Here is a 20,401-nt window from a genome sequence, read left to right on the forward strand (position 1 = left end):
GGGCGCTGTCCACAGCCGATTGAGAGGCGGTGCCGATCCCGAAACGAAAAACCCGCCTCGGCGGCGGGTCTCTGGTGTGAATCATCACCATAGGCAATTTAGTAGCATAGCTTCCGGCACAAAGCAAGAACAAAATTCGCCTTGGGCCAGATAGGCGCCGCTATGCCGTGGCCAGGGCCGTGGCCAGGTGGAGCTGCTCGAAACCCTCGAAGAACTCGCCGTAGTCGCAGGTTATCTCCTCGCCGGCGGCGATATCGCGGGTCGCGGTGGCCCCGCCATATTGCGAAAAATCGGTGTTTGGCTTGTCGGCATGGTTCATGAAGCGGCCATTGTCGACCTCATAGACCATGAAGCCCGGCCGGTCCGGGCTGGGATAGGCATATCTGTCGAGCAATTCCTTGAGGTGCGGCGGCGCCGTCTCGTATTTTTCCCTCGGGATCAGCCGGTCGAAGTCCGGATCGAGCCGCCAGATCTGCGCGCCTTTCCGGATCGGCTCGGCGGCAAACACACCGACGCCTTCGATTGCGCTTGCAGCGATATAGGTCCTGATCAGCAACATGTTTCCAACCCGTCTTCGAGGAGAAGACGGAATCGTCAAATCGCCGAAAAAATCAAGGGCCGGTTCGCGACATTTCGGCTGGCGGGCATGCGTTGCGCCCTCCGAACCCTCACGTCCGGGTGATCGAGACGCCGCCGTCGGCGAACAGCGCCGCGCCGGTGGTGAAGCTCGATGCGTCGGACGCCAGGTAGAGCGCCGAGCGGGCGATCTCCTCAGGCTCGGCGACGCGCTTCAAGGCATGCAGGTTTTCGACGAAGGCTCGCGATTCAGGTGTCTTGAACGTCGCCGAAGGCGTGTCGGTGCCGCCCGGCAGCAGCGCGTTGACTCGAATGCCCTTGGCGCCATATTCGGCGGCCAGCACCTGCGTCAACCCGATCAGTCCGGCCTTGCTTGCGGCATAGCTGGTCATGCCCGGCATGCCGACGGTGTGGCCGACGAAGGTGGAGGTGAAGATCAGCGAGCCGCCGCCGCGATCGATCATCGCCGGCACCTGGTATTTCGCGCCGAGAAAGGCGCTGGTCAGATTGGTATCGAGCGTCTCGCGCCAGCCCTCCAGCGACAGCTCCGAAACCGGCCCCATCCTACCGACCGAGCCGGCATTGTTGAAGGCGATGTCGAGCCCGCCGAATTTCCCGACCGCCAGGTCGACGAGGGCTTTTGCGTAGGCTTCGTCGCGGACATCGCCGGCAAGAGCGACGGCGGTGCCGTCGGCGTCTTCGATTTCGGCAACCAGCGCATCGAGCTCCGCCTGGCGGCGGGCTGCGACGACCACCTTGGCGCCTTCCTCCGCAAACACCTTGGCCGTGGCGCGGCCGATGCCGGAGCTGGCGCCGGTGACGATGGCAACTTTGTTGGCAAGTGCGAACATTTTTGCATCCTTTTTCGCGCCGGCCCTTGCCGGCAATCGGGATCCTTGGTCGCAAATCAGGGCGGCGCGAGCCACCCGATACCTGCGCTGTTTTCAACAGCGCTTCTTGACGCCCGCTGGCCACCAAGCTACGGGTCCTCATCCAAAATCGCGGGTGGACGCGCCACCCATTTGCAATGACCCCCCAAGACATGATGAGCAAGTTGCTGGAGCCCGGCTACGAGGGCGACGGCGAATTGGCGAATGCGCTTCGTTCGGAATTCCTCAAGGGTTTTCCGCTCGAAAACCTGCGGCAATTGTTGGTGTCCAGCAATGTCCAGACCCAGGCCGCGGCCGTCTTTATAACGGTCGAAACGGTCTTTAGGTTGGGCTTCGAGCTGAATTGTGTAGTGGCGGAAATAGCCAACCTGCTCGACAGCAAAAGTTCAACGATACGCTTCGATGCGATCCAAACGCTCAGAAGTTGTACCACACCTGCAGATGGCGCCTTTCTAGGTCGCGTGATGCTGCGACTGGATGATGAGCATGCGGGCGTTCGGTGGTCCGTCGTCAAGTTCATCTGCTTTGCGCAGCGCTGGCAGTTGCGGCTCGGGGGTGAAAATGCCGCCGCACTGCGTCCAGACCCTGCTTTCGCGATGCTGGTTAACGCTTACGGCAGGTATTTCATGCCGAGCGCCAAGGACCGGCGGCGACTGCTCGAGGATCCGGATGCGGTGTTGCGGCGCTTTGCAGCGGCAGTGGCTATCAGGCCACGCGACGTGATCATCGAGCGCTTCGTGGCCATGGCGGAGCAGTCGGACGACGCGGAAGTTCGTAAAATCGCCAGCGATTGCCGTGAGGGTTATTTGCGGCCGACCTATGCAATCGGGCCGTCCATCTTCAAGCGTGCTTCGTCTGAAACGTCAAAAGGCGAAACTCAGAACAGCGGCCGTTGAAGGCACGGCGCAAAACGGCAAGCGCCGTCGCAAACAGTGCAAGGCTGGCAGTGCGGTTTCGCTAGTGATACAGCTCGCGCGCCCGGGTTGGCTGATCTGCCCGGCCGCCATTTGCGAGGCCTGCAACGTTGAAGAAATACTCGGTATTCGCTATCGCCCGCGAGGCCATGCGCGGCCACAAGGGCTGGGAGGAACAGTGGTCCTCGCCGGAGCCGAAGAAGGAGTATGACGTCGTCATCGTCGGCGCCGGCGGCCACGGCCTGGCCACAGCCTATTACCTCGCCACCGTGCATGGCATCACCAACGTCGCGGTATTGGAAAAAGGCTGGCTCGGCGGCGGCAATACCGGCCGCAATACCACCATCATCCGCTCGAACTATCTCTATGACGAGAGCGCCGGCATCTACGACCATGCGCTGAAGCTGTGGGACGGGCTCAGCCAGGAGCTCAACTACAACGTCATGTATTCGCCGCGCGGCGTCATGATGCTCGCCCACAACATCCACGACATTCAGGTCCTGAAGCGCCACGTCCATGCTAACCGGCTGAACGGCATCGACAATGAATGGCTGACGCCGGAACAGGCCAAGGAATTCTGCCCGCCGCTCAACATTTCGCGCGATGCCCGTTATCCCGTGATGGGTGCCGCGCTGCAGCGCCGTGGCGGCACGGCGCGGCACGATGCTGTCGCCTGGGGCTATGCGCGCGGCGCCTCGGCGCGCGGCGTCCACATCATCCAGAATTGCGAGGTCACCGGCGTCAAACGGGCGCCGAACGGCGCGGTTACCGGTGTCGAGACGACGCGCGGCTTCATTGGCGCCAGGAAGGTCGGCGTGGTCGCCGCCGGCCACTCCTCGGTGATCATGAACATGGCCGGCGTGCGCATGCCGCTGGAAAGCTATCCGCTGCAGGCGCTGGTGTCGGAGCCGGTCAAGCCGGTGGTGCCTTGCGTGGTGATGTCGAACACGGTGCATGCCTATATCTCGCAATCCGACAAAGGCGAGCTGGTCATCGGCGCCGGCACCGACCAATATGTCTCCTATTCGCAGACCGGCGGGCTGCACATCCTGCAGCACACGCTCGACGCGATCTGCGAGATGTTCCCGATCTTCACCCGCATGAAGATGCTGCGCTCATGGGGCGGCATTGTCGACGTGACGCCGGACCGTTCGCCGATCCTGGCCAAGACGCCGGTGCCCGGCCTCTACGTCAATTGCGGCTGGGGCACGGGCGGCTTCAAGGCGACGCCGGGTTCGGGCCACGTCTTTGCCCATACGATCGCCAGGGACGATCCGCACCCGATCAACGCACCCTTCACCATCGAGCGCTTCCGCACCGGCCGCCTCATCGACGAGGCGGCGGCGGCGGCGGTGGCGCACTGATGATGACCGAGATGGCCGTCGCCATGCCGCTGATGCTCGCCGGCGAGCAAGGCCTGTTTCATTTTCCGTCACCGGACGAGGTGCGCACGCAGCCGATCAGTCGCGCCGGGAACGAGGCCGACTGGCCGTTTTCCATCGATGACGGCATGCTGACCTGCGTCTGGAGCGGCGGGCGAAAGATCGTCTTCTTCTTCGAGGCCCGTCCTTCCGATCTGGATCCGGACGAGCCTTTCCAACCGCGCGGCGTCATCGTCACCACCGATCCAATCCAACTGACCATCGGCAACATGGCCAATCGCGCTCTGTTTCGCCCTGCGGCAAGCATCGAGGAGCGCATCCGGCTCGTCGCGCCTTTCGTCACGATGGGTCAGAGGCTTTGCGACCAACCTGCCGGCGCTCGCGTCGGCCACGGCGAACTGTAGGACCAACCATGCTTCTCATCCGCTGCCCCTATTGCGAGGAAGAGCGTCCCGAGCTCGAATTCCGCAACGCCGGTGAGGCGCATATTGCGCGTTCCCCAAACATCGCCGGCGAGAGCGACGACGACTTCGAAAAGTTCTTCTTCATCCGCTCCAATCCCAAGGGGATCATCTATGAGCGGTGGCGGCACATGCATGGCTGCGCGCGCTTCTTCAACGCCGTGCGCGACACCGTCAGCGACAGGTTCCTGATGACCTACAAGGCCGGCGAGCCAAAGCCGGCGAAGCTGCCGGGAGCCGCCAAATGAGCGCGACGTTCCGCATTGCCGGCGCCGGGCGGCTCAAGCAGGCAAAGATAGCTGGCTTCAGCTTCGACGGCCGCCCCTATACCGGCATCGAGGGCGACACGCTGGCCTCGGCGCTGCTTGCCAATGGCGTCCATCTCGTCGGCCGCTCGTTCAAATACCACCGGCCGCGCGGCTTCCTGTCGGCCGGCGCCGAAGAGCCGAACGCGCTGGTCGAGATCAAGCGCGACGCGGCACGCAAGACGCCGAACGTCCGCGCCACGGTGCAGGAACTCTATGACGGGCTGACGGCACAGTCGCAGAACCGCTGGCCGTCGCTCGCCTTCGACATCGGTGCGGTCAGCAGCATCGCCTCGCCGATGCTTTCGGCCGGCTTCTACTACAAGACCTTCATGTGGCCGAAGGCTGCGTGGAAGAACCTCTACGAGCCTAAGATCCGGGCCGCGGCCGGTCTCGGCGTCGCCCCCGACCAGCCGGATCCCGACCATTATTCGGCGCGCTTCGCCCATTGCGAGGTGCTGGTGCTTGGCGGTGGTGCGGCGGGTATTGCCGCGGCATTGGCTGCCGCCGAAACCGGCGTGCGCGTCATCCTTGCCGACGAGCAGGCGGAATTCGGCGGCAGCCTTCGCTTCGAGAGCGGGGCGAAGATCGAAGGCCAGGACGGCTTTTCCTGGGCGCAATCCGCTCTCGCCAAGTTGAGCGCGATGGACAATGTCCGCGTACTGCCGCGCACCACGGCCTTCGGCTATTACGCGCAGAATTTCGTCGGACTGGTTGAGCGCGTCAGCGACCATCTGCAGAGCCCCGGCCGCGACCTGCCGCGCGAGCGGCTGTGGCAGGTTCGCGCCAAACGCGTGGTGTTGGCGACCGGCGCCATCGAGCGCCACATGGTGTTTGCCGACAACGACCGTCCCGGCGTCATGCTGGCGTCGGCGGCGCGCACCTATCTCAACCATTACGGCGTCGCGGTCGGCAGGAATATCGGCGTCTATACGGCGAACGATTCCGCCTATGCGGCGGCGATCGACCTGAAGAAGGCCGGCATCAACGTGGCGGCGATCGTCGATCTGCGCGACAATCCGACCGGGCCGGTGATCGACGAGGCGAGGGCGCTCGGCATCGAGATCAATTTCGGCCGCGCGGTGATCCGCGCCGGCGGCAAATTGCGCGTGTCGTCGATGACCGTGCAACCGAAGAATGGCGGCGGCGAGCGCACCATGCCGGTCGACGCAATCCTGATGTCGGCCGGCTGGACGCCGTCGGTGCATCTGTTCTCGCAATCGCGCGGCAAGGTTGCCTTCAACGACGAGACCAAGCGCTTCGTGCCCGGCATTTATGCACAGGATTGCGGCTCGGTCGGCGCCTGCAACGGCACGGACGGGCTGTCGGCGACCATCGACGAGGCCTATGCAGCGGGCGTCAAGGCGGCCAAGGAAGCCGGCAGCAAGCCAGCCAAGGGCACCAAGCCGAAAGTCGATGTCGGCGAGAGCTGGTCGCGCGGCATGCTGGGTGCGGCGCCCGGCGCCGGGGCAGAAACGACGGTAAAGGCGTTCGTCGACTTCCAGAACGACGTCACCGCCAAGGACATCCGCCAGGCGGTGCATGAGGGCATGCGCTCGATCGAGCACGTCAAGCGCTTCACCACCAACGGCATGGCGACCGACCAGGGCAAGACCTCCAACATGCACGGCCTGGCGATTGCCGCCGAGACGTTGGGCAAGCCGATCCCGCAGGTCGGGCTGACGACGTTCCGTGCGCCCTATACGCCGGTGACGTTCGGCTCGATCGTCGGGCATGCGCGGGGTCCCCTGTTCGACCCGACCCGCAAGACGGCGATCCATCCCTGGGCAGAGCGTCAAGGCGCGATGTTCGAGGATGTCGGCCAGTGGAAGCGCGCCTGGTATTTCCCGAAGCCGGGCGAGGACATACATGCGGCCGTCGACCGCGAATGCGTCACGGTGCGCAAGACGGCCGGCCTGTTCGACGCCTCGACGCTGGGCAAAATCGAGGTGGTCGGGCCGGATGCGGCCAAATTCATGGAACTGCTCTACACCAATCCATGGGAGAAGCTCGAGCCCGGCCGCTGCCGCTACGGCATCATGCTGCGCGAGGACGGTTTCATCTATGACGACGGTGTCGTTGGCAGGCTTGCACCCGACCGTTTCCACGTGACGACGACGACCGGCGGCGCGCCGCGCGTCATGAACCATATGGAGGACTATCTCCAAACCGAGTTCCCGCATCTCAACGTCTGGCTGACCTCGATCACCGAGCAGTGGGCGGTCATTGCCGTGCAGGGGCCGAAGTCTCGCGACATCATCGCACCGCTGGTCGAGGGCATCGACATGTCGGATGAGGCGCTGCCGCATATGTCGGTGCGCGAAGGCCGGATCTGCGGCGTACCGACCAGGCTGTTTCGCATGTCGTTCAGCGGCGAGCGCGGCTTCGAGGTCAATGTGCCGGCCGATTACGGCGAGGCGGTCTGGGAAGCGCTATGGGCCGAGGGCCAGAAGCATGGCGCCTGTGCCTACGGCACCGAGTCGATGCATGTGCTGCGCGCCGAAAAGGGCTACATCATCGTCGGCCAGGATACCGACGGCACAGTGACGCCGAACGACGCCGGGCTCGACTGGGCGGTCGGCAAGAAGAAGGCCGACTTCGTCGGCATTCGCGGCATGGCGCGGCCGGATCTGGTCGCCAAGGGCCGCAAGCAGCTTGTCGGCCTGAAGACCAGGGATGCCAAGGTGGTGCTGGAGGAGGGAGCGCAGATCGTCGCGGACCCGAAGCAGGCAATCCCGATGAAGATGATCGGCCATGTCACGTCGAGCTATTGGTCGCAAAATTGCGGCCGCTCGATCGCACTGGGGCTGGTTGCCGGCGGCCGCGATTGCATAGGCAAGACGCTCTATGTACCGATGCCGAACGGGGTGATTGAGGTGGAGGTTACCGGTATGGTGTTCTTCGACGAGAAGGGGGAGCGCCTCAATGGCTAAGGCCGCTGTGAAAACCGCCGTCGCCGGGCCGTCGGTCGAACGCCGTCCGGCTCTCGCCGGCCAGTCGCTTTCCGCCACCGCCGTCACACTTGCCGTGCTGCCGCCGGCCGAACGCATATCGCTGCGCGCGCCGGACGCCTCGATCGCGGCACTTTCGAAAGCACTCGGGGTCGCCCTGCCGCAAAGGCCGAAAACCTCGGCGGCAAAGGTTGGACGCACCGCCTTGTGGCTCGGGCCGGACGAATGGCTGGTCATCGATGAGAGCGGCAAAGATCCACTCGCCGATTGCGCCAAGATTTCCGCGCTGCATTCGGCGGTTGGCATCTCGCACCGCAATGTCGCGATATCGGTCACCGGTCCGGCGGCCGCGGCGACGATCAATGCCGGCTGCCCGCAGGATCTGTCGCTCGACGCCTTTCCGGTCGGGGCGGCGTCGCGCACCATTCTCGGCAAGGTCGAAATCGTGCTGTTGCGCACGGCGGCCGACGCGTTCCGCGTCGAATGCTGGCGTTCCTTCTCCGACTATGTCTTTACTTTTCTGTCGGAGGCAGCGCGCGACGCGGCAGCATAGCAATGTTCGCCGCGCCCAGCCGTTCTGCGACAGCGAGCCGAGGGAGAATGCAAATGCCGTCGAACTCCGCGCCGAAGTTGCCGGCCAAGACGCCGGCCGTGCGCTCTTTCGAACACGAGCAGCGCACTGAGGCGGATGTCGAAGAGGAACTCGAGGAAGGCCTCGAGGATACGTTTCCGGCCAGCGATCCGGTGTCGATCACCGGAACGGCCATTCCCGGCGCGCCGGCAAGACCCGGCAAGGCGAAGAGGGTGGCGGGACAGAAGCGTAAGAAGTGATCTGCACGGCGCGATAAAGCAGGGCTGAGGCCGGCAAGATAGGCGGCCGGAAATTGCTGCCGCCCTTTCGGTTCATCGCCGCATATTATCGCCGGTCGGCTCAGAAGCTGCTGGGCACGATCCACGGGTCGATGCCGATGCCGAGCCTCGGGCCCTTGCTGCCGGCCTTGTGGGTCTCGGTATCGGCATTTTCAAGCGATCCGGTCGGCGCGCAATCGAGCTTCACATCGGTCTTGGTGTCGATGCAGGCCGCTTCTTGCTTGCCTGTCTGATTGCTGCCGGCAATTGCGGCGCCAGAGAGCGCCAGCAGGGCGGCGAGCGTGAGAATTGCCTTCTTCATGATCGGTCTCCGGTTCCAGCTAGTGAATTCGTACATGTACGGTATTGCGTACAGATACGCCCAAGCTGAGGGAGTTCAAGCAAAAATCGTACACGTACGGAGAAATTAGGCGCAGGAATTGCCGGACGCTCGGCACCGGAGCGCGGATCGTTCGGAGAAAGATTTTACAGATCGGGAGGAGCGCCGCTCCTCAGCAGTTGACCGGCGGGCCGAGGGGCGCAATCTCGTGCGCGGCGATGGCTTCGAGCATGATGTCGCCGATCCGTGTGATGAACGTCGTCTGGTCGCCGAACGGGTAGAACGGGAAGGTGATCAGCAGCGAGATGGCGCCGTGGCCGACCGCCCACAGCATGGTGGCGATGGCGCGCGGATCGCCCTTGAGCCTGCCGGCGGCAACGCAGGCCTCGACCCTCTCGATCAGCACTTTCATCGCCGGGTTGCCGCTCTGCATTTCGGCGAACGTCTTGCCGGCCGGCGGCCTGACTTTTTCGGTCATGAAGACGGTGCGGTATTCGTTGGGATTCTCGAGCCCGAAGGCGGCATATTCGACCAGCACCGCCTTGAGCGCCTCGATCGGGTCGTCGGCCGTATGATTTTCGATGTGCCTGGCCAGGGTCTCGAAGGCGTTTTCGGCCAACGCGAACAGGATGTCCTGCTTGTCGGCGAAATAGGAATAGACCGACATCGGCGCATAGCCGACGCGCTTGGCGAGCTTGCGGATGGTGAGGCCGTCATAGCCTTCTTCCTGGACAAGCTTGTGCGCGGCGTCGACAAGTTCGGAACGCAGTTCGGCCTTTTGTTTTTCGCGGCGCTCCTGGACGCTTAGCTGCAATTGTTCGACTGCCTTTAATTACTGATGGCTGGATGCAGCATATATACGCTGTACGACGTCGGGCAAGGGTGGCACGAAGCAGAAGCTTGACGTCACAAAACGATGTAACCCGGCAATAAAGCCGGCAACATCGGACTGTTACAGACAAACGCTAATTCGCGGCTCTGCAAGAATTGTGATCTGGGAGGCCAACATGGCCCTGACTGAGCTTTCGTCCGGCGTGCCGGACGTGAACCCGCTTTCCCATCGCGCCAGGATGGCGCTCAGGCGCGTCGTCATGGTCGCATGGCTGGCGATCGCGCTCGGCTTCGCCATGGAGGCTCTCATTCTGACCGTCAGATTTGCGGCAGGTTCCTACCCGGCGACGACGCTGATCCTGATCGAACTGGCGCAAGGCGTGACCTGGTCGTTCTTCGTCTGCGCCGGCGTCAGCCTCGGCACGGCGCTCGCCAAAGTGCGAGCCTCGCTCGGCGGCCTGATCGCCGCGATCTCGGCACCGCTGGCCATGGGCATCGCCAAGGGGACGCAAAAGGTCATGGTCAGCGCGCTCGACGCGGCGGCAAAGCCGGCCATCCTGTCGCTCACGACGCTGGGCGTCCTGCGGGCGATCGAATACGGGCTGCTCGGCTGGATACTGGCGTCGCTGGCATCGAAGGAAGAACCCCGACCGCTTCATTTCGCGCTGGCAGGCGCCCTGATAGGCGCGGTATTCGGTGGCGGCATCACGGTGCTGACGATTGAGACGGCCGCGGCGAACGACGCTGCTCTGGCACTGCCACAGGCTATCGCAACCGGCCTCAACGAGATCGTGTTCCCAATCGGTTGCTCATTGGTCGTCTACATTGCGCTGCAGGTGAGCCGCCACATGAAGTACGTCGCGGCCGAAGCCAAATAGATTTAGGTTCCCAGGCCCGGATGCCAGTCAAACCGCTTCCGGCTGGCGTTCGATCAGCGTCAGCGTCAGCCAGCGCGCGGTCAGCGCCGGTTTTTTCGAGCCCTCGATCTCGATCGTCACGTCGTGCGCAGTCTGCACCCAGCCCGACGGCCTGACCTTGACATCGGCCAGCACGAAGCGGGTGCGGATGCGCGAGCCGGTTTTCACCGGCGCCAGGAAGCGCAGCGAATCGAAGCCGTGATTGACGCCCATCTTGCTGTTTTCCAGCGGCGGCATGGTTTCGAAGGTCATTGCCGACAACAGCGAAAGCGACAGGAAGCCGTGCGCGATGGTGCCGCCGAACGGCGTCGCGCTCCTGGCGCGCTCCGGATCGCAATGGATGAACTGATGGTCGTCGGTGGCATCGGCGAACTGGTCGATCATGCGCTGCGTGACCACCCGCCATGGCGACACGCCGACTTCCTTGCCGACGTTGGCCAGAAGCACATCGAGACTGATCGGTTCCACGCTGATGTCCTCCATCTTCACCCCCGGCATTTCACTCGCCGGATGGCGTGCGTCTCATTCCTTGAACAATGTCAGCCCGTGTTGCACCGACTGCCCGCCATCGATCGGCAGGATGGCGCCGGTGACATAGCTGCCGGCACGGCTGCACAAATAGAGCGTTGCGCCGGCAATGTCATCCGGTGCGCCGATGCGGCCGATCGGAACGTGGTTGCCGACATGTCTTGCCTGGTCTTCGGTGCCGGTGGCGAAGGCCGTCATCCGGCTCTGGAAAGGGCCGGGCGCAAAGGCGTTGACGGTGATGCGTCGGGCGGCCAACTCGATCGCCAGGATGCGTGTCAGGTGGTGAACCGCAGCCTTCGAGGCCGAGTAGGAGTAAGCGTCTTCGGCCAACGGCTGCGTGCCCATCACCGATCCCAGATTGATTACCCGGGCCGGGTCGGCCTCGCTGGCAGCGGCCTCGAGCAGAGGCAGCAATTCGCGCGTCACATAGAAGACCGCAGTGACGTTGACGCCGAACACCTTGGCCCAGGCATGATAGGGAAAGCTTTCCAGCGGCGCGCCCCAGGAGATGCCGGCATTGTTGACCAGGATATGCAGCCGTTCGGTCCGCGCCCTGACCTCGGCGACAAGCGCTGCAATGCCGGCCTCGCTGGACACGTCGCCGGCGAAACCCTCGGCCCGGCCGGATGCCCCAAGCCCGTTCAGCTCGTCCGCTACCTTGGCGCAATCCTCGCCCTTGCGCGAGGCAATCATCACCGAGGCGCCGGCCCTGACCAGAGCGGTCGCCGCCATGCGGCCGATGCCGGTGGCGGCGCCGGTGACCAGCGCCGTCTTGCCGGCGACTGAGAACAGCTCGTCCAGATAGCTCATCGAAATCCTCCGCGCAGTTCACCGCTGTTTGATGGTGGGTCAAGGAGCGGCTTCGCGTCGCCAAGGCTAGCCGAACTTCGATCACCCTTGCCACGGGTAAAGTAGCTGGAGTGGGGCGATGGCACCCCTTGCGGCTGAAATGGTTAAGCCCCAGCAGCAAGGTGGTCATTCGGCCGTGACATGGGTCGGATGAATGATGCAGCCGTCCCCCTAAGCGAGCACCTTGGCCAGCGGTTCATTTCGCGCGTGAAGCAACTCGTCATTACTCCTCCGCCCAAGCCGCAGGCAGATCTTGAGGACTTGGGACGGTAGCCGAGCGATAGGCAGGACTGACGTTCGTGATCGTGGGGGAGCTATGCCTTCCCGAGGGAGCTGTGGGTAAGAAACAACGCATCGTCCTGTTGGCAGCGGTCTTTGCGTCTGTCTTTGGCGTCTTTTTGCTGATCCTGATCCTGCAGATGGTCAGCCTTTTGGTTGACTAGACCCCAACGAAGACCGTTCGCCCGAAGGGCCGCTTTACCGTAGGCTTTCCAACTCGCGGATGCGTTTGGTGCCGTCGGCCTCGAGCTGCCTTGTGACGGCGCCGATCAGCGTTTCGACGACGACGAAAAGTGCGGCGGATGAGTCCCAGGCCGAAGGCACGGCGGTGCGCCCGGCGATGACGTGGCGGGCGAAGCGGGCGATCGGCGACAGCCACTGGTCGGTAAACAGCACGATCTGCACGCCACGCTGGTTGGCCGTCTCGGCGAAGCGGACAAGGCTGTCCTGGTAGCGCCTGATGTCGAAGATCACCAGCACGTCGCGTTTACCCATGTCGATCAGCCGGTCGCGCCAGACGCTTTCCTGCCCGCCGAGGTGAAAAACGTTGGGCTGGATGATGGCGAGGTGGGCGGCCATGTAGCGCGCCAGCGGGTCGGTGAAGCGGCCACCGATCAGGAATGTCTTGCCGCGCCGGTCGGCCAGCTTGGCGACGATGTCGGCAAGCTGCTTATCCGAAAGGTGCCGGAAGGTCTCGCGCATATTGTCGAGCGTCGCTTCCAGCATCGGCGACACGGCGCTGCTGCCCGGCGATGGCGGATTGAGCGTGCGCGAGGCCGGCGACTGCAATTGCGCCGCCAGTTCGTCTTGCAGCGCCGACTGGAATTCCGGATAGTTCTGGAAGCCGAGCCGGGCGACGAAACGCAGGATCGTCGGCGACGATACGCCGGCGGCAGCCGAGAATTCGGCGACCGTCTTCAGCCCGATCAGCGGATAGCTGGCGATCAGCGTTTGCGCTGCGCGCCGCTCGCCGGCCGGCATGGTGCCGATGCGGTCGGAGATCAGTTCGGCAATGCTGGAAACCATGTTTTTCCCCACCCTGGCCGGGCCGTTACCGCATTATCGAAATCGCGTTTGACAAAGCCGGCCAAACTGTATGAAATCATCCGTAGGGACGCAATGAGGCAAAATACGTAACATACGGTACAGCGCTCCCCGGGGACGGCAGACAATGGAGACAGCACGGCCCGCCAGCCTTGCATCGCCTGAAACCGTAAGGGTGACGAACCCCGGCGGATTGAGCCCTTTCGTGCTAACCTGCGACCACGCCTCCAATTTCCTGCCGCCGGAATTCGGAACGCTCGGACTTGCCGCCGAGGAGCTTTCCCGCCACATCGCCTGGGATCCCGGCGCCTTGCCGGTGGCGCGCCGCATGGCCGAGGCACTCGATGCGACGCTGGTCGAGACCTGCATTTCGCGGCTCGTCATCGACTGCAACCGCCCGCTCGATGCACCGGACCTGATAGTGACGGTCAGCGCCAGCGAAAAAACCGTGGTCCCGGCCAATCAGGGGCTTTCGGCCGATCAGCGGGAGGCGCGCATCGCGCTCGCTTGGCGGCCGTTCCACGACCGGATCGCGACGATCATCGACGAGCGCCTGGCGGCCGGACGGGAGACGCGGCTGGTCTCGGTCCATTCTTTCACCCCGGTCTACAAGGGCGGCAGCCGGCCCTGGCATATCGGCGTTATCCACGACGAGGACCGCCGGCTGGCGGCGCCGCTGATCGCGGCGCTGCAGCGGGTCGCCGGCGTCACCGTCGGCGTCAACGAACCCTATTCGCCGGCCGACCGCGTCTATTTCACGCTGGAACGCCATGCCCGCTCGCGCGGGCTGCCCTGCGCAATGATCGAAATCCGCAACGACGAGATCTCCGGCGCAGCCGGGCAGCGGAAATGGGCGGATCTGCTCACGGGTATTTTTCTCAATCTGGAGCCCGAAGCGGCCAAGGCCTCCAGACCAAGCGCAGTCGGAAAGTCAGTTCAATCGGCCAGCTAAGAAACCAAAAGGGGACTTCAAAATGGTAGCACCGGGTTACAGCGAAGGTGACAAGAAGGAGGACCTGAAAGTTCTCCACGGAATGGGCTATGCTCAGGAACTGTCGCGAAGCATGAGCCGCTTCTCGAATTTCGCGATCTCGTTCTCGATCATCTGCATCCTCTCAGGCGGCATCAATTCCTTCGCGCAGGCGACATCGTCCATCGGTGGCGCCGGCGCTGGTATCGGCTGGATCGTCGGGTGCATGGTTTCGGGATTTTTCGCGCTCGCCATGGCCCAGATCGCCTCGGCATTTCCGACCGCCGGCGGCCTCTATCACTGGGCATCCATTCTGGGGAACCGTTTCACTGGCTGGCTTACCGCATGGCTCAATTTGCTCGGCCTGATCACCGTGCTCGGCGCGATCAACATCGGAACGTCTTTGTTTTTCTACGGGACCTTCGGCGCAGGGCTTACCACCGACGGTGTTGCGTCTCCGGCTCAAGTCGTTGGTTTTGTTGCCATTATCACGGTCCTTCAGGCGCTGTTCAACCATTTCGGCATCAAGCTGACCGCCATGCTGACGGATGCGTCCGGCTTCCTGATTCTCGGAGCGACGGCGGTGCTGATCGTCGCCTGCCTGGTGTTTGCTCCAGCGATCGACATCACCCGGTTGTGGACGTTCACGAACTATTCGGGCGATGCGGGCGGCGGTGTTTTCCCGCAGTCCGATTCCATGACGTATCTCTTCCTGCTCTGCCTGCTGCTGCCGGTTTACACCATTACTGGCTATGATGCGTCGGCGCATACCTCGGAAGAAACGTTGAGGGCGGCGCACTCGGTTCCGCGGGCAATCGTTTCATCCGTGCTCTGGTCGTCGCTGATCGGCTGGGTGATGCTGTGCGCGATCGTGCTGGCAATTCCGGATATGGCGGCAGGCGCCAAGCAAGGGTGGGCCGTGTTCTTCGAAACCATGAACGCGATCTTGCCAGGATGGTTAAGGACACTGCTCTATCTGGCCATCCTGATCTCGCAGTTCCTCTGCGGCCTCGCTACGGTGACCTCGGCCTCGCGCATGCTGTTTGCCTTCTCTCGCGACGGCGGCATGCCGGTCGGTTCGGCCGGGCTCGCCAAAGTCAGCCCAACCTGGCGCACGCCGGTCAATGCCATCTGGACAGCTGCGATCCTCGAGATCATCTATGTCTTTCTTGCCCAGTTCATTTCGATCGGCGGCACCAACATCTACACCATCGTCGTCAATTCGACGCTGGTGTTCCTGTTCCTGTCCTTCACCATTCCGATCGCGCTCGGCATGATGGCTTTCGGAACGGCGAAATGGCCGAATCCCGGCCCATGGAATCTCGGTGCCGGCCTGTTCAAGCTGTTTTGCATCCTGTCGGTCATCGGCATGGCGATCATCTTCTACATCGCCATCCAGCCGCCGAACGACAAAGTGCTCTATATCACCCTGGGCTTCATTGTACTGACTGCGGTGCTTTGGTTCGGTTTCGAGAACCGCCGCTTCCAGGGTCCGCCCATCGGCGACCAGATCGCGAAGCGCCAGGCGGCGATCAAGGCAGCCGAGATAGCTGTCGGCGAAGCCGGCGCCTGACGCTCTCTCATGACCATGGCCGGCATCGCGCCGGCCATGGTTTCATTCCCTTTTCAAAACGACTAGCGCTGGAGTGCCGTAAGAATGGCCGGAAATTTCTCGTTCGATCAGTTGAAGCAAGCGGTCTCCAGCGGCGAGGTCGACACCGTGCTGGCCTGCATCGTCGACATGCAGGGGCGGCTTGCGGGCAAGCGGTTCCTGGCCCGGTATTTCGTCGATTCCGCGCATGACGAGACGCATGGCTGCAACTATCTGTTGGCCGCCGACATCGATATGGAACCGGTGCCCGGTTACAAGGCGGCGAGCTGGTCGAAGGGTTATGGCGATTTCGTCATGAAGCCGGACCTTGCGACGCTGCGGCGCATTCCGTGGCTGGAGAAGACGGCGCTGGTGATCTGCGACGTGCTCGACCACCATACCCATGACGACCTGGCGCATTCGCCGCGCGCCATGCTGAAGAAGCAGGTCAAGCGGCTGCAGGAACGCGGCTATATCGGCTATTTCGCGTCCGAGCTCGAATTTTATCTGTTCAGCGAGACCTACGATTCCGCCCGCAGGAAGCACTGGCAAGGCCTCGAGACGGCATCGCCCTATATCGGCGACTACCAGATCGGCATCACCACCAAGGAAGAGGGCGTCATGCGCCGGCTGCGCAACGAGATGGAGGCGGCCGGCATCCCGATCGAGAATTCCAAGGGCGAGTGGGGTCCCGGCCAGGAAGAGATCAATGTTCGCTATGCCGAGGCGCTCGACATGGCCGATCGCCACGTCATCCTGAAGAACGGCGCGAAGGAAATCGCCGAGTCCGAAGGCAAGGCGATCTCGTTCATGGCCAAGTACAATTACGGACTCGCCGGCAATTCCAGCCACATCCACAATTCGCTATGGAGCGCCGACGGCAAGACGCCGTTGTTCTACGACAAAAATGCTGAGTGGACGCTGTCGACACTCGGCCAGCAATGGGCGGCCGGCCAGCTCAAATATGCCAAGGAATTCACCTGGTTCCTGGCGCCCTACATCAACTCCTACAAGCGCTTCCAGGCCGGCACCTTTGCGCCGACCAAGATCATGTGGAGCGAGGACAACCGCACCGCCGGTTTCCGTCTTTGCGGCGAGGGCACCAAGGGCATCCGCATGGAATGCCGCATCGGCGGTGCCGATTTGAACCCCTATCTGGCTTTCGCCGCGCTGATCGCGGCCGGGCTTGCCGGCATCGATGAAAAGCTTGAACTGCAGAAGCCCTTCGTCGGCGACGCCTACCAGGCCTCGCAGTTGCCTGAAATTCCAAAGACATTGCGCGACGCTACCGCGACGCTGGTGGAATCGAAGATGCTGAGGCAGGCACTCGGCGACGATGTGCTGGAACATTACGTCCACACGGCACACTGGGAACAGTTCGAATACGACCGCCGGATTACCGACTGGGAACTGCACAGGGGGTTCGAGCGGTATTAAATGACCTGGCAACGTCGGCGCCGCCCGCCCCTCACCTTTACCCGCTCTCTGTGAAGAACGGGGCCAACGCCGGTGTTTCGTCCCTTCTAGAGCGGCGTCACCAACGAGAATTATTGTAGAATGTGAGGACCCAAGGCATGACCGAAACGGTCAAGATAAAATCCCCCATCGACGGTTCGATCTATGCCGAACGGCCTCTGGCCACGGACCAGGCGATCGGTGCCGCGGTCGAACGTGCCAAGGCGGCGCAGGAGAAGTGGGCGCAGACGCCGGTCGTCGAGCGCGGCAAGTACATGCTTGCCATGCTGGAAGCGCTGGTCGCCATGAGCGACGAGATCGTGCCGGAGATCGCCTGGCAGATGGGCCGGCCGGTGCGTTATGGCGGTGAGTTCGGCGGCGTCAAGGAACGCGTCAGCTACATGGTCGAGATCGCCGAGGCGGCACTGAAGCCGGTCATGGCTTCCAACCCGAAGCACGGCTTTCGCCGCTATGTGAAGAAGGTGCCGCTCGGCGTGGTCATGGTGATCGCGCCGTGGAACTATCCCTATCTCACTGCCGTCAACACGATCGTGCCCGCGCTGATGGCGGGCAGCGCCGTCATCCTCAAGCACGCGGCACAGACATTGTTGGTCGGCGAACGGTTTCAGCAGGCGTTCGACAGAGCCGGCCTGCCCAAGGGCCTGTTCCAGAACCTCGTTCTGAACCATGCGCAGACCGAAAGGCTGCTCGGCTCCGGCAAGATCGACCATGTCAACTTTACCGGCTCGGTCGCCGGCGGCCGCGCCATCGAAAAGGCGGCGGCGGGCACCTTCATGACGCTCGGCCTCGAGCTTGGCGGCAAGGATCCGGCCTATGTGCTGCCGGATGCCAAGATGGACCATGCCGTTGCCAATCTGGTCGACGGCGCCTTCTTCAATTCCGGCCAGTGCTGCTGCGGCATCGAGCGCGTCTATGTCCACGAGAAGGTCTACGACGAATTCGTCGAAGGCTTCATCGCCGAGACCAGGAACTACGTCGTCGGCAATCCACTCGACCAGGCGACCACTATGGGGCCGATGGCGCAGGCGCGCTTCGCCGACCTGATCCGCGAGCAAAAGGCGGAGGCGCTACGCAAGGGCGCCAAGGCGCACATCGACATGAAGGTGGCTAACGACAGGCAAGGCTCGCCCTATCTGGCGCCGGAAGTGCTTACCCAGGTCGACCACCAGATGAGCGTGATGCGCGAGGAAAGCTTTGGCCCGATCGTCGGTATCATGAAGGTGCGCCACGACGAGGAGGCGATCGCGCTGATGAACGACAGCCCCTATGGGCTGACGGCCTCGATCTGGACGCGCGACACGGACCATGCGGCGGCGATCGGCGATCGCGTCGAGACCGGCACCGTGTTCATGAACCGCTGCGACTATCTCGATCCGGCGCTGGTCTGGACCGGCGTCAAGGACACCGGCAAGGGCGCGGCACTGTCGGCCATCGGCTACGACAATCTGACCAGGCCGAAATCATACCATCTGCGCGAGGTGATCTAAGGTGGCGATCGGCAAGCCAACGATCGCTGTTGAGAGGGAGTAATGGCGGATACGCAACAATCGGCGCTGCCGGATCGTGAAGGTCCCGAGGGTATCGGCGGTTGGCTTGTCCTGCCGATGCTCGGGTTGATGCTCACCCCGATACTAGGGTTGGTACAATTGCACAATACCGACTATCTCGGCATGTTACAGAACTGGCAGGCCTTCAGTTTGTCCCAAGGTGTGCTGATTGTTGTCGAATTGGTGATATCCGGCATACTAAACCTTACGGCCCCGGCCCTATTATTGTTCTTCATGTTCAAGCGCTGGCAGATATTCCCCGGCTGGTACATGATTTGGGCATTCGCGATGCCGATATATTCCGTTGTCGATTCATGGGCCGGGTATCTGGCTTTTCCCGACAGCTTTCCATCGCTGGACGATGCGTTCGATAAAGAAACGATGCGCGACATTTACCGTTCGGTCTGGGCCGCAGCCATCTGGATTCCGTACATGATGCGGTCAGACCGTGTGGCCAATACCTTTGTGAATTAACAACAGCCGAGAGCATGAAAGCAGTCAGAAGGTCGAAATGACAAAACTCGTTTCCAAATGGAATTACCCGACGACCGTCCGCTTCGGCGCCGGACGCATCAAGGAACTGCCGGAGGTGCTGGCGGCGACCGGCATCAAGCGGCCGCTGTTCGTCACCGACCCGGGACTGGCCAAGCTGCCGGTGGTGGCCTCGACGCTGAAGATCCTCGACGACGCCAAGGTGCCGTATGGCGTGTTTTCCGAGGTCAAGCCGAACCCGGTCGATTCCAACCTGACCGCCGGCATCGCCGTGTTCAAGAAGGGCAAGCATGACGGCGTCATCGCCTTTGGCGGCGGCTCGGCACTCGACCTCGGCAAGCTGATCGCCTTCCAGGCCGGGCAGACGCGGCCGGTCTGGGATTTCGAGGATGTCGGCGACTGGTGGACGCGCGCCGATGCCGATGCGATCGCGCCGATCATCGCGGTGCCGACCACGGCCGGCACCGGCTCGGAGGTCGGCCGCGCCGGCGTCATCACCAATGAAGCGACCCACACCAAGAAGGTCATCTTCCATCCGAAACTTTTGCCGGCGATCGTCATTGCCGATCCGGAACTGTCGGTCGGCATGCCCGGTTTCATCACCGCCGGCACCGGTATGGATGCGCTCGCCCACTGCCTCGAAGCCTATTGCGCGCCGGGCTATCACCCGATGGCCGACGGCATCGCCGTGGAAGGCATCAGGCTGGTCTTCGAAAACCTGCCGAAAGCCTATGCCAACGGCAAGGATCTGGTCGCCCGCGCCAATATGATGAGCGCCGCCGCCATGGGGGCCGCCGCCTTCCAGAAAGGGCTTGGCGCCATTCATTCGCTGTCGCATCCGATCGGCGCGCTCTACGACACCCACCACGGCATGACCAACGCAGTGTTCATGCCCTATGTGCTGGCCTTCAATCGCGAGGCGATCGAGCCGCGCATCGCCCGGCTCGCCGCCTATTGCGGCATCAAGGGCGGTTTCGACGGCTTTGCCAAGGCGATCGTCAAGCTGCGCAAGGAGCTCAAGGTGCCGCACGCGCTGCCCGGCCTGATCAAGGGGCTCGACATGGACAAGAAGCGCAAGGGCCTGATCGCCGACATGGCGGTGGTCGATCCGACCGCCGGCGGCAACCCGGTCAAGCTGACCAAGAAGGCGGCGCTGACGCTGCTGGAAAACGCCATTGCCGGCGCCGTCTGAGGCAACTTCAGCATTGC

Annotated in this window: 21 protein-coding genes; 14 read left to right on the forward strand and 7 right to left on the reverse strand. The window is 62.9% G+C overall.

The genetic code is table 11. The annotated features are described in order from the left end of the window. Positions 1–160: 160 nt before the first annotated feature. Positions 161–559, reverse strand: a complete 399-nt coding sequence (locus NKI01_RS14350; protein ID WP_352494679.1) for an SET domain-containing protein — start codon at positions 557–559, stop codon at positions 161–163. A gap of 109 nt (positions 560–668) precedes the next feature. After that, entirely contained in the window at positions 669–1,427 is a 759-nt protein-coding gene (locus tag NKI01_RS14355) for an SDR family oxidoreductase (RefSeq protein ID WP_352494680.1), read from the reverse strand. Positions 1,428–1,621: 194 nt separating this feature from the next. On the opposite strand from NKI01_RS14355, the gene NKI01_RS14360 reads away from it, so the two are divergent. From NKI01_RS14360 to NKI01_RS14390, 7 genes are all read left to right on the forward strand, one after another. Next, positions 1,622–2,362, forward strand: a complete 741-nt coding sequence (locus NKI01_RS14360; protein WP_352963645.1) for a hypothetical protein — start codon at positions 1,622–1,624, stop codon at positions 2,360–2,362. Positions 2,363–2,490: 128 nt separating this feature from the next. Next, positions 2,491–3,744 (forward strand): sarcosine oxidase subunit beta, encoded by a 1,254-nt coding sequence (locus tag NKI01_RS14365; RefSeq protein ID WP_352494681.1) that lies wholly within the window; start codon positions 2,491–2,493, stop codon positions 3,742–3,744. After that, positions 3,744–4,166, forward strand: coding sequence for a hypothetical protein (locus NKI01_RS14370; protein WP_023719024.1), 423 nt, complete (start codon positions 3,744–3,746; stop codon positions 4,164–4,166). Before NKI01_RS14365 ends, NKI01_RS14370 begins: the two co-directional genes overlap by 1 nt. 8 nt (positions 4,167–4,174) lie before the next feature. Continuing rightward, positions 4,175–4,471, forward strand: coding sequence for a sarcosine oxidase subunit delta (locus tag NKI01_RS14375; RefSeq protein ID WP_023719025.1), 297 nt, complete (start codon positions 4,175–4,177; stop codon positions 4,469–4,471). After that, positions 4,468–7,461 (forward strand): sarcosine oxidase subunit alpha, encoded by a 2,994-nt coding sequence (locus NKI01_RS14380; RefSeq protein WP_352909124.1) that lies wholly within the window; start codon positions 4,468–4,470, stop codon positions 7,459–7,461. The genes NKI01_RS14375 and NKI01_RS14380 overlap by 4 nt, the downstream gene beginning before the upstream one ends. Beyond that, positions 7,454–8,032 (forward strand): sarcosine oxidase subunit gamma, encoded by a 579-nt coding sequence (locus NKI01_RS14385; RefSeq protein WP_352845533.1) that lies wholly within the window; start codon positions 7,454–7,456, stop codon positions 8,030–8,032. The genes NKI01_RS14380 and NKI01_RS14385 overlap by 8 nt, the downstream gene beginning before the upstream one ends. Before the next feature lie 53 nt (positions 8,033–8,085). Next, positions 8,086–8,310, forward strand: coding sequence for a hypothetical protein (locus tag NKI01_RS14390; protein ID WP_023719028.1), 225 nt, complete (start codon positions 8,086–8,088; stop codon positions 8,308–8,310). Positions 8,311–8,410: 100 nt separating this feature from the next. Here the strand turns inward: NKI01_RS14390 and NKI01_RS14395 are convergent, their stop codons facing one another. Further along, positions 8,411–8,650 carry a DUF680 domain-containing protein gene (locus tag NKI01_RS14395; RefSeq protein ID WP_352484636.1) on the reverse strand — a complete coding sequence of 80 codons (240 nt, stop codon included), beginning with the start codon at positions 8,648–8,650 and terminating at the stop codon, positions 8,411–8,413. Between the two features lie 190 nt (positions 8,651–8,840). Next, on the reverse strand, positions 8,841–9,482 hold the full coding sequence (locus NKI01_RS14400) for a TetR/AcrR family transcriptional regulator (protein ID WP_352909126.1): 642 nt from the start codon (positions 9,480–9,482) through the stop codon (positions 8,841–8,843). A 193-nt stretch (positions 9,483–9,675) separates the two neighbouring features. Here NKI01_RS14400 and NKI01_RS14405 point away from each other — a divergent pair, with 193 nt between their 5' ends. Further along, a complete protein-coding gene (locus NKI01_RS14405; protein ID WP_156948069.1) occupies positions 9,676–10,377 on the forward strand; it encodes a hypothetical protein in 702 nt (233 codons plus the stop codon). A gap of 27 nt (positions 10,378–10,404) precedes the next feature. Here the strand turns inward: NKI01_RS14405 and NKI01_RS14410 are convergent, their stop codons facing one another. From NKI01_RS14410 to NKI01_RS14420, 3 genes are all read right to left on the reverse strand, one after another. Continuing rightward, entirely contained in the window at positions 10,405–10,899 is a 495-nt protein-coding gene (locus NKI01_RS14410) for a MaoC family dehydratase (RefSeq protein WP_352857436.1), read from the reverse strand. Positions 10,900–10,938: 39 nt separating this feature from the next. Beyond that, a complete protein-coding gene (locus tag NKI01_RS14415; protein ID WP_023719033.1) occupies positions 10,939–11,754 on the reverse strand; it encodes an SDR family oxidoreductase in 816 nt (271 codons plus the stop codon). A gap of 516 nt (positions 11,755–12,270) precedes the next feature. Then, positions 12,271–13,098: a MurR/RpiR family transcriptional regulator gene (locus tag NKI01_RS14420; protein ID WP_023719035.1), complete on the reverse strand. Its 828-nt coding sequence runs from the start codon at positions 13,096–13,098 to the stop codon at positions 12,271–12,273. Positions 13,099–13,243: 145 nt separating this feature from the next. Here NKI01_RS14420 and NKI01_RS14425 point away from each other — a divergent pair, with 145 nt between their 5' ends. The 6 genes from NKI01_RS14425 (at position 13,244) to NKI01_RS14450 (ending at position 20,384) form a co-directional block, all read left to right on the forward strand. Further along, a complete protein-coding gene (locus NKI01_RS14425) occupies positions 13,244–14,068 on the forward strand; it encodes an N-formylglutamate amidohydrolase (protein WP_023719036.1) in 825 nt (274 codons plus the stop codon). A 22-nt stretch (positions 14,069–14,090) separates the two neighbouring features. Continuing rightward, positions 14,091–15,659, forward strand: a complete 1,569-nt coding sequence (locus NKI01_RS14430; RefSeq protein WP_352494685.1) for an amino acid permease — start codon at positions 14,091–14,093, stop codon at positions 15,657–15,659. An 84-nt stretch (positions 15,660–15,743) separates the two neighbouring features. Continuing rightward, on the forward strand, positions 15,744–17,114 hold the full coding sequence (locus NKI01_RS14435) for a glutamine synthetase family protein (RefSeq protein ID WP_352494686.1): 1,371 nt from the start codon (positions 15,744–15,746) through the stop codon (positions 17,112–17,114). 137 nt (positions 17,115–17,251) lie between these two features. Beyond that, the gene (locus NKI01_RS14440) at positions 17,252–18,640 is read left to right on the forward strand and encodes an aldehyde dehydrogenase family protein (protein WP_352494687.1); all 1,389 of its coding nucleotides are present in this window, start codon (positions 17,252–17,254) and stop codon (positions 18,638–18,640) included. 42 nt (positions 18,641–18,682) lie between these two features. After that, complete coding sequence (locus NKI01_RS14445; protein WP_352494688.1) at positions 18,683–19,174, forward strand: DUF2569 domain-containing protein; 492 nt, start codon at positions 18,683–18,685, stop codon at positions 19,172–19,174. 37 nt (positions 19,175–19,211) lie between these two features. After that, the gene (locus NKI01_RS14450) at positions 19,212–20,384 is read left to right on the forward strand and encodes an iron-containing alcohol dehydrogenase (RefSeq protein WP_023719041.1); all 1,173 of its coding nucleotides are present in this window, start codon (positions 19,212–19,214) and stop codon (positions 20,382–20,384) included. Positions 20,385–20,401 lie beyond the last annotated feature (17 nt).

It is taken from the genome of Mesorhizobium sp. M0815 (assembly GCF_040319995.1).
GTDB lineage: Bacteria > Pseudomonadota > Alphaproteobacteria > Rhizobiales > Rhizobiaceae > Mesorhizobium.

What these genes read in the sequence shown, in the direction of transcription:
- NKI01_RS14350 (WP_352494679.1), bottom strand. Translation starts at nt 559, where the DNA reads ATGTTGCTGATCAGGACCTATATCGCTGCAAGCGCAATCGAAGGCGTC.
- NKI01_RS14355 (WP_352494680.1), bottom strand. Translation starts at nt 1,427, where the DNA reads ATGTTCGCACTTGCCAACAAAGTTGCCATCGTCACCGGCGCCAGCTCC.
- NKI01_RS14360 (WP_352963645.1), top strand. Translation starts at nt 1,622, where the DNA reads ATGAGCAAGTTGCTGGAGCCCGGCTACGAGGGCGACGGCGAATTGGCG.
- NKI01_RS14370 (WP_023719024.1), top strand. Translation starts at nt 3,744, where the DNA reads ATGATGACCGAGATGGCCGTCGCCATGCCGCTGATGCTCGCCGGCGAG.
- NKI01_RS14375 (WP_023719025.1), top strand. Translation starts at nt 4,175, where the DNA reads ATGCTTCTCATCCGCTGCCCCTATTGCGAGGAAGAGCGTCCCGAGCTC.
- NKI01_RS14380 (WP_352909124.1), top strand. Translation starts at nt 4,468, where the DNA reads ATGAGCGCGACGTTCCGCATTGCCGGCGCCGGGCGGCTCAAGCAGGCA.
- NKI01_RS14385 (WP_352845533.1), top strand. Translation starts at nt 7,454, where the DNA reads ATGGCTAAGGCCGCTGTGAAAACCGCCGTCGCCGGGCCGTCGGTCGAA.
- NKI01_RS14390 (WP_023719028.1), top strand. Translation starts at nt 8,086, where the DNA reads ATGCCGTCGAACTCCGCGCCGAAGTTGCCGGCCAAGACGCCGGCCGTG.
- NKI01_RS14395 (WP_352484636.1), bottom strand. Translation starts at nt 8,650, where the DNA reads ATGAAGAAGGCAATTCTCACGCTCGCCGCCCTGCTGGCGCTCTCTGGC.
- NKI01_RS14405 (WP_156948069.1), top strand. Translation starts at nt 9,676, where the DNA reads ATGGCCCTGACTGAGCTTTCGTCCGGCGTGCCGGACGTGAACCCGCTT.
- NKI01_RS14410 (WP_352857436.1), bottom strand. Translation starts at nt 10,899, where the DNA reads ATGGAGGACATCAGCGTGGAACCGATCAGTCTCGATGTGCTTCTGGCC.
- NKI01_RS14415 (WP_023719033.1), bottom strand. Translation starts at nt 11,754, where the DNA reads ATGAGCTATCTGGACGAGCTGTTCTCAGTCGCCGGCAAGACGGCGCTG.
- NKI01_RS14420 (WP_023719035.1), bottom strand. Translation starts at nt 13,098, where the DNA reads ATGGTTTCCAGCATTGCCGAACTGATCTCCGACCGCATCGGCACCATG.
- NKI01_RS14425 (WP_023719036.1), top strand. Translation starts at nt 13,244, where the DNA reads ATGGAGACAGCACGGCCCGCCAGCCTTGCATCGCCTGAAACCGTAAGG.
- NKI01_RS14430 (WP_352494685.1), top strand. Translation starts at nt 14,091, where the DNA reads ATGGTAGCACCGGGTTACAGCGAAGGTGACAAGAAGGAGGACCTGAAA.
- NKI01_RS14435 (WP_352494686.1), top strand. Translation starts at nt 15,744, where the DNA reads ATGGCCGGAAATTTCTCGTTCGATCAGTTGAAGCAAGCGGTCTCCAGC.
- NKI01_RS14440 (WP_352494687.1), top strand. Translation starts at nt 17,252, where the DNA reads ATGACCGAAACGGTCAAGATAAAATCCCCCATCGACGGTTCGATCTAT.
- NKI01_RS14445 (WP_352494688.1), top strand. Translation starts at nt 18,683, where the DNA reads ATGGCGGATACGCAACAATCGGCGCTGCCGGATCGTGAAGGTCCCGAG.
- NKI01_RS14450 (WP_023719041.1), top strand. Translation starts at nt 19,212, where the DNA reads ATGACAAAACTCGTTTCCAAATGGAATTACCCGACGACCGTCCGCTTC.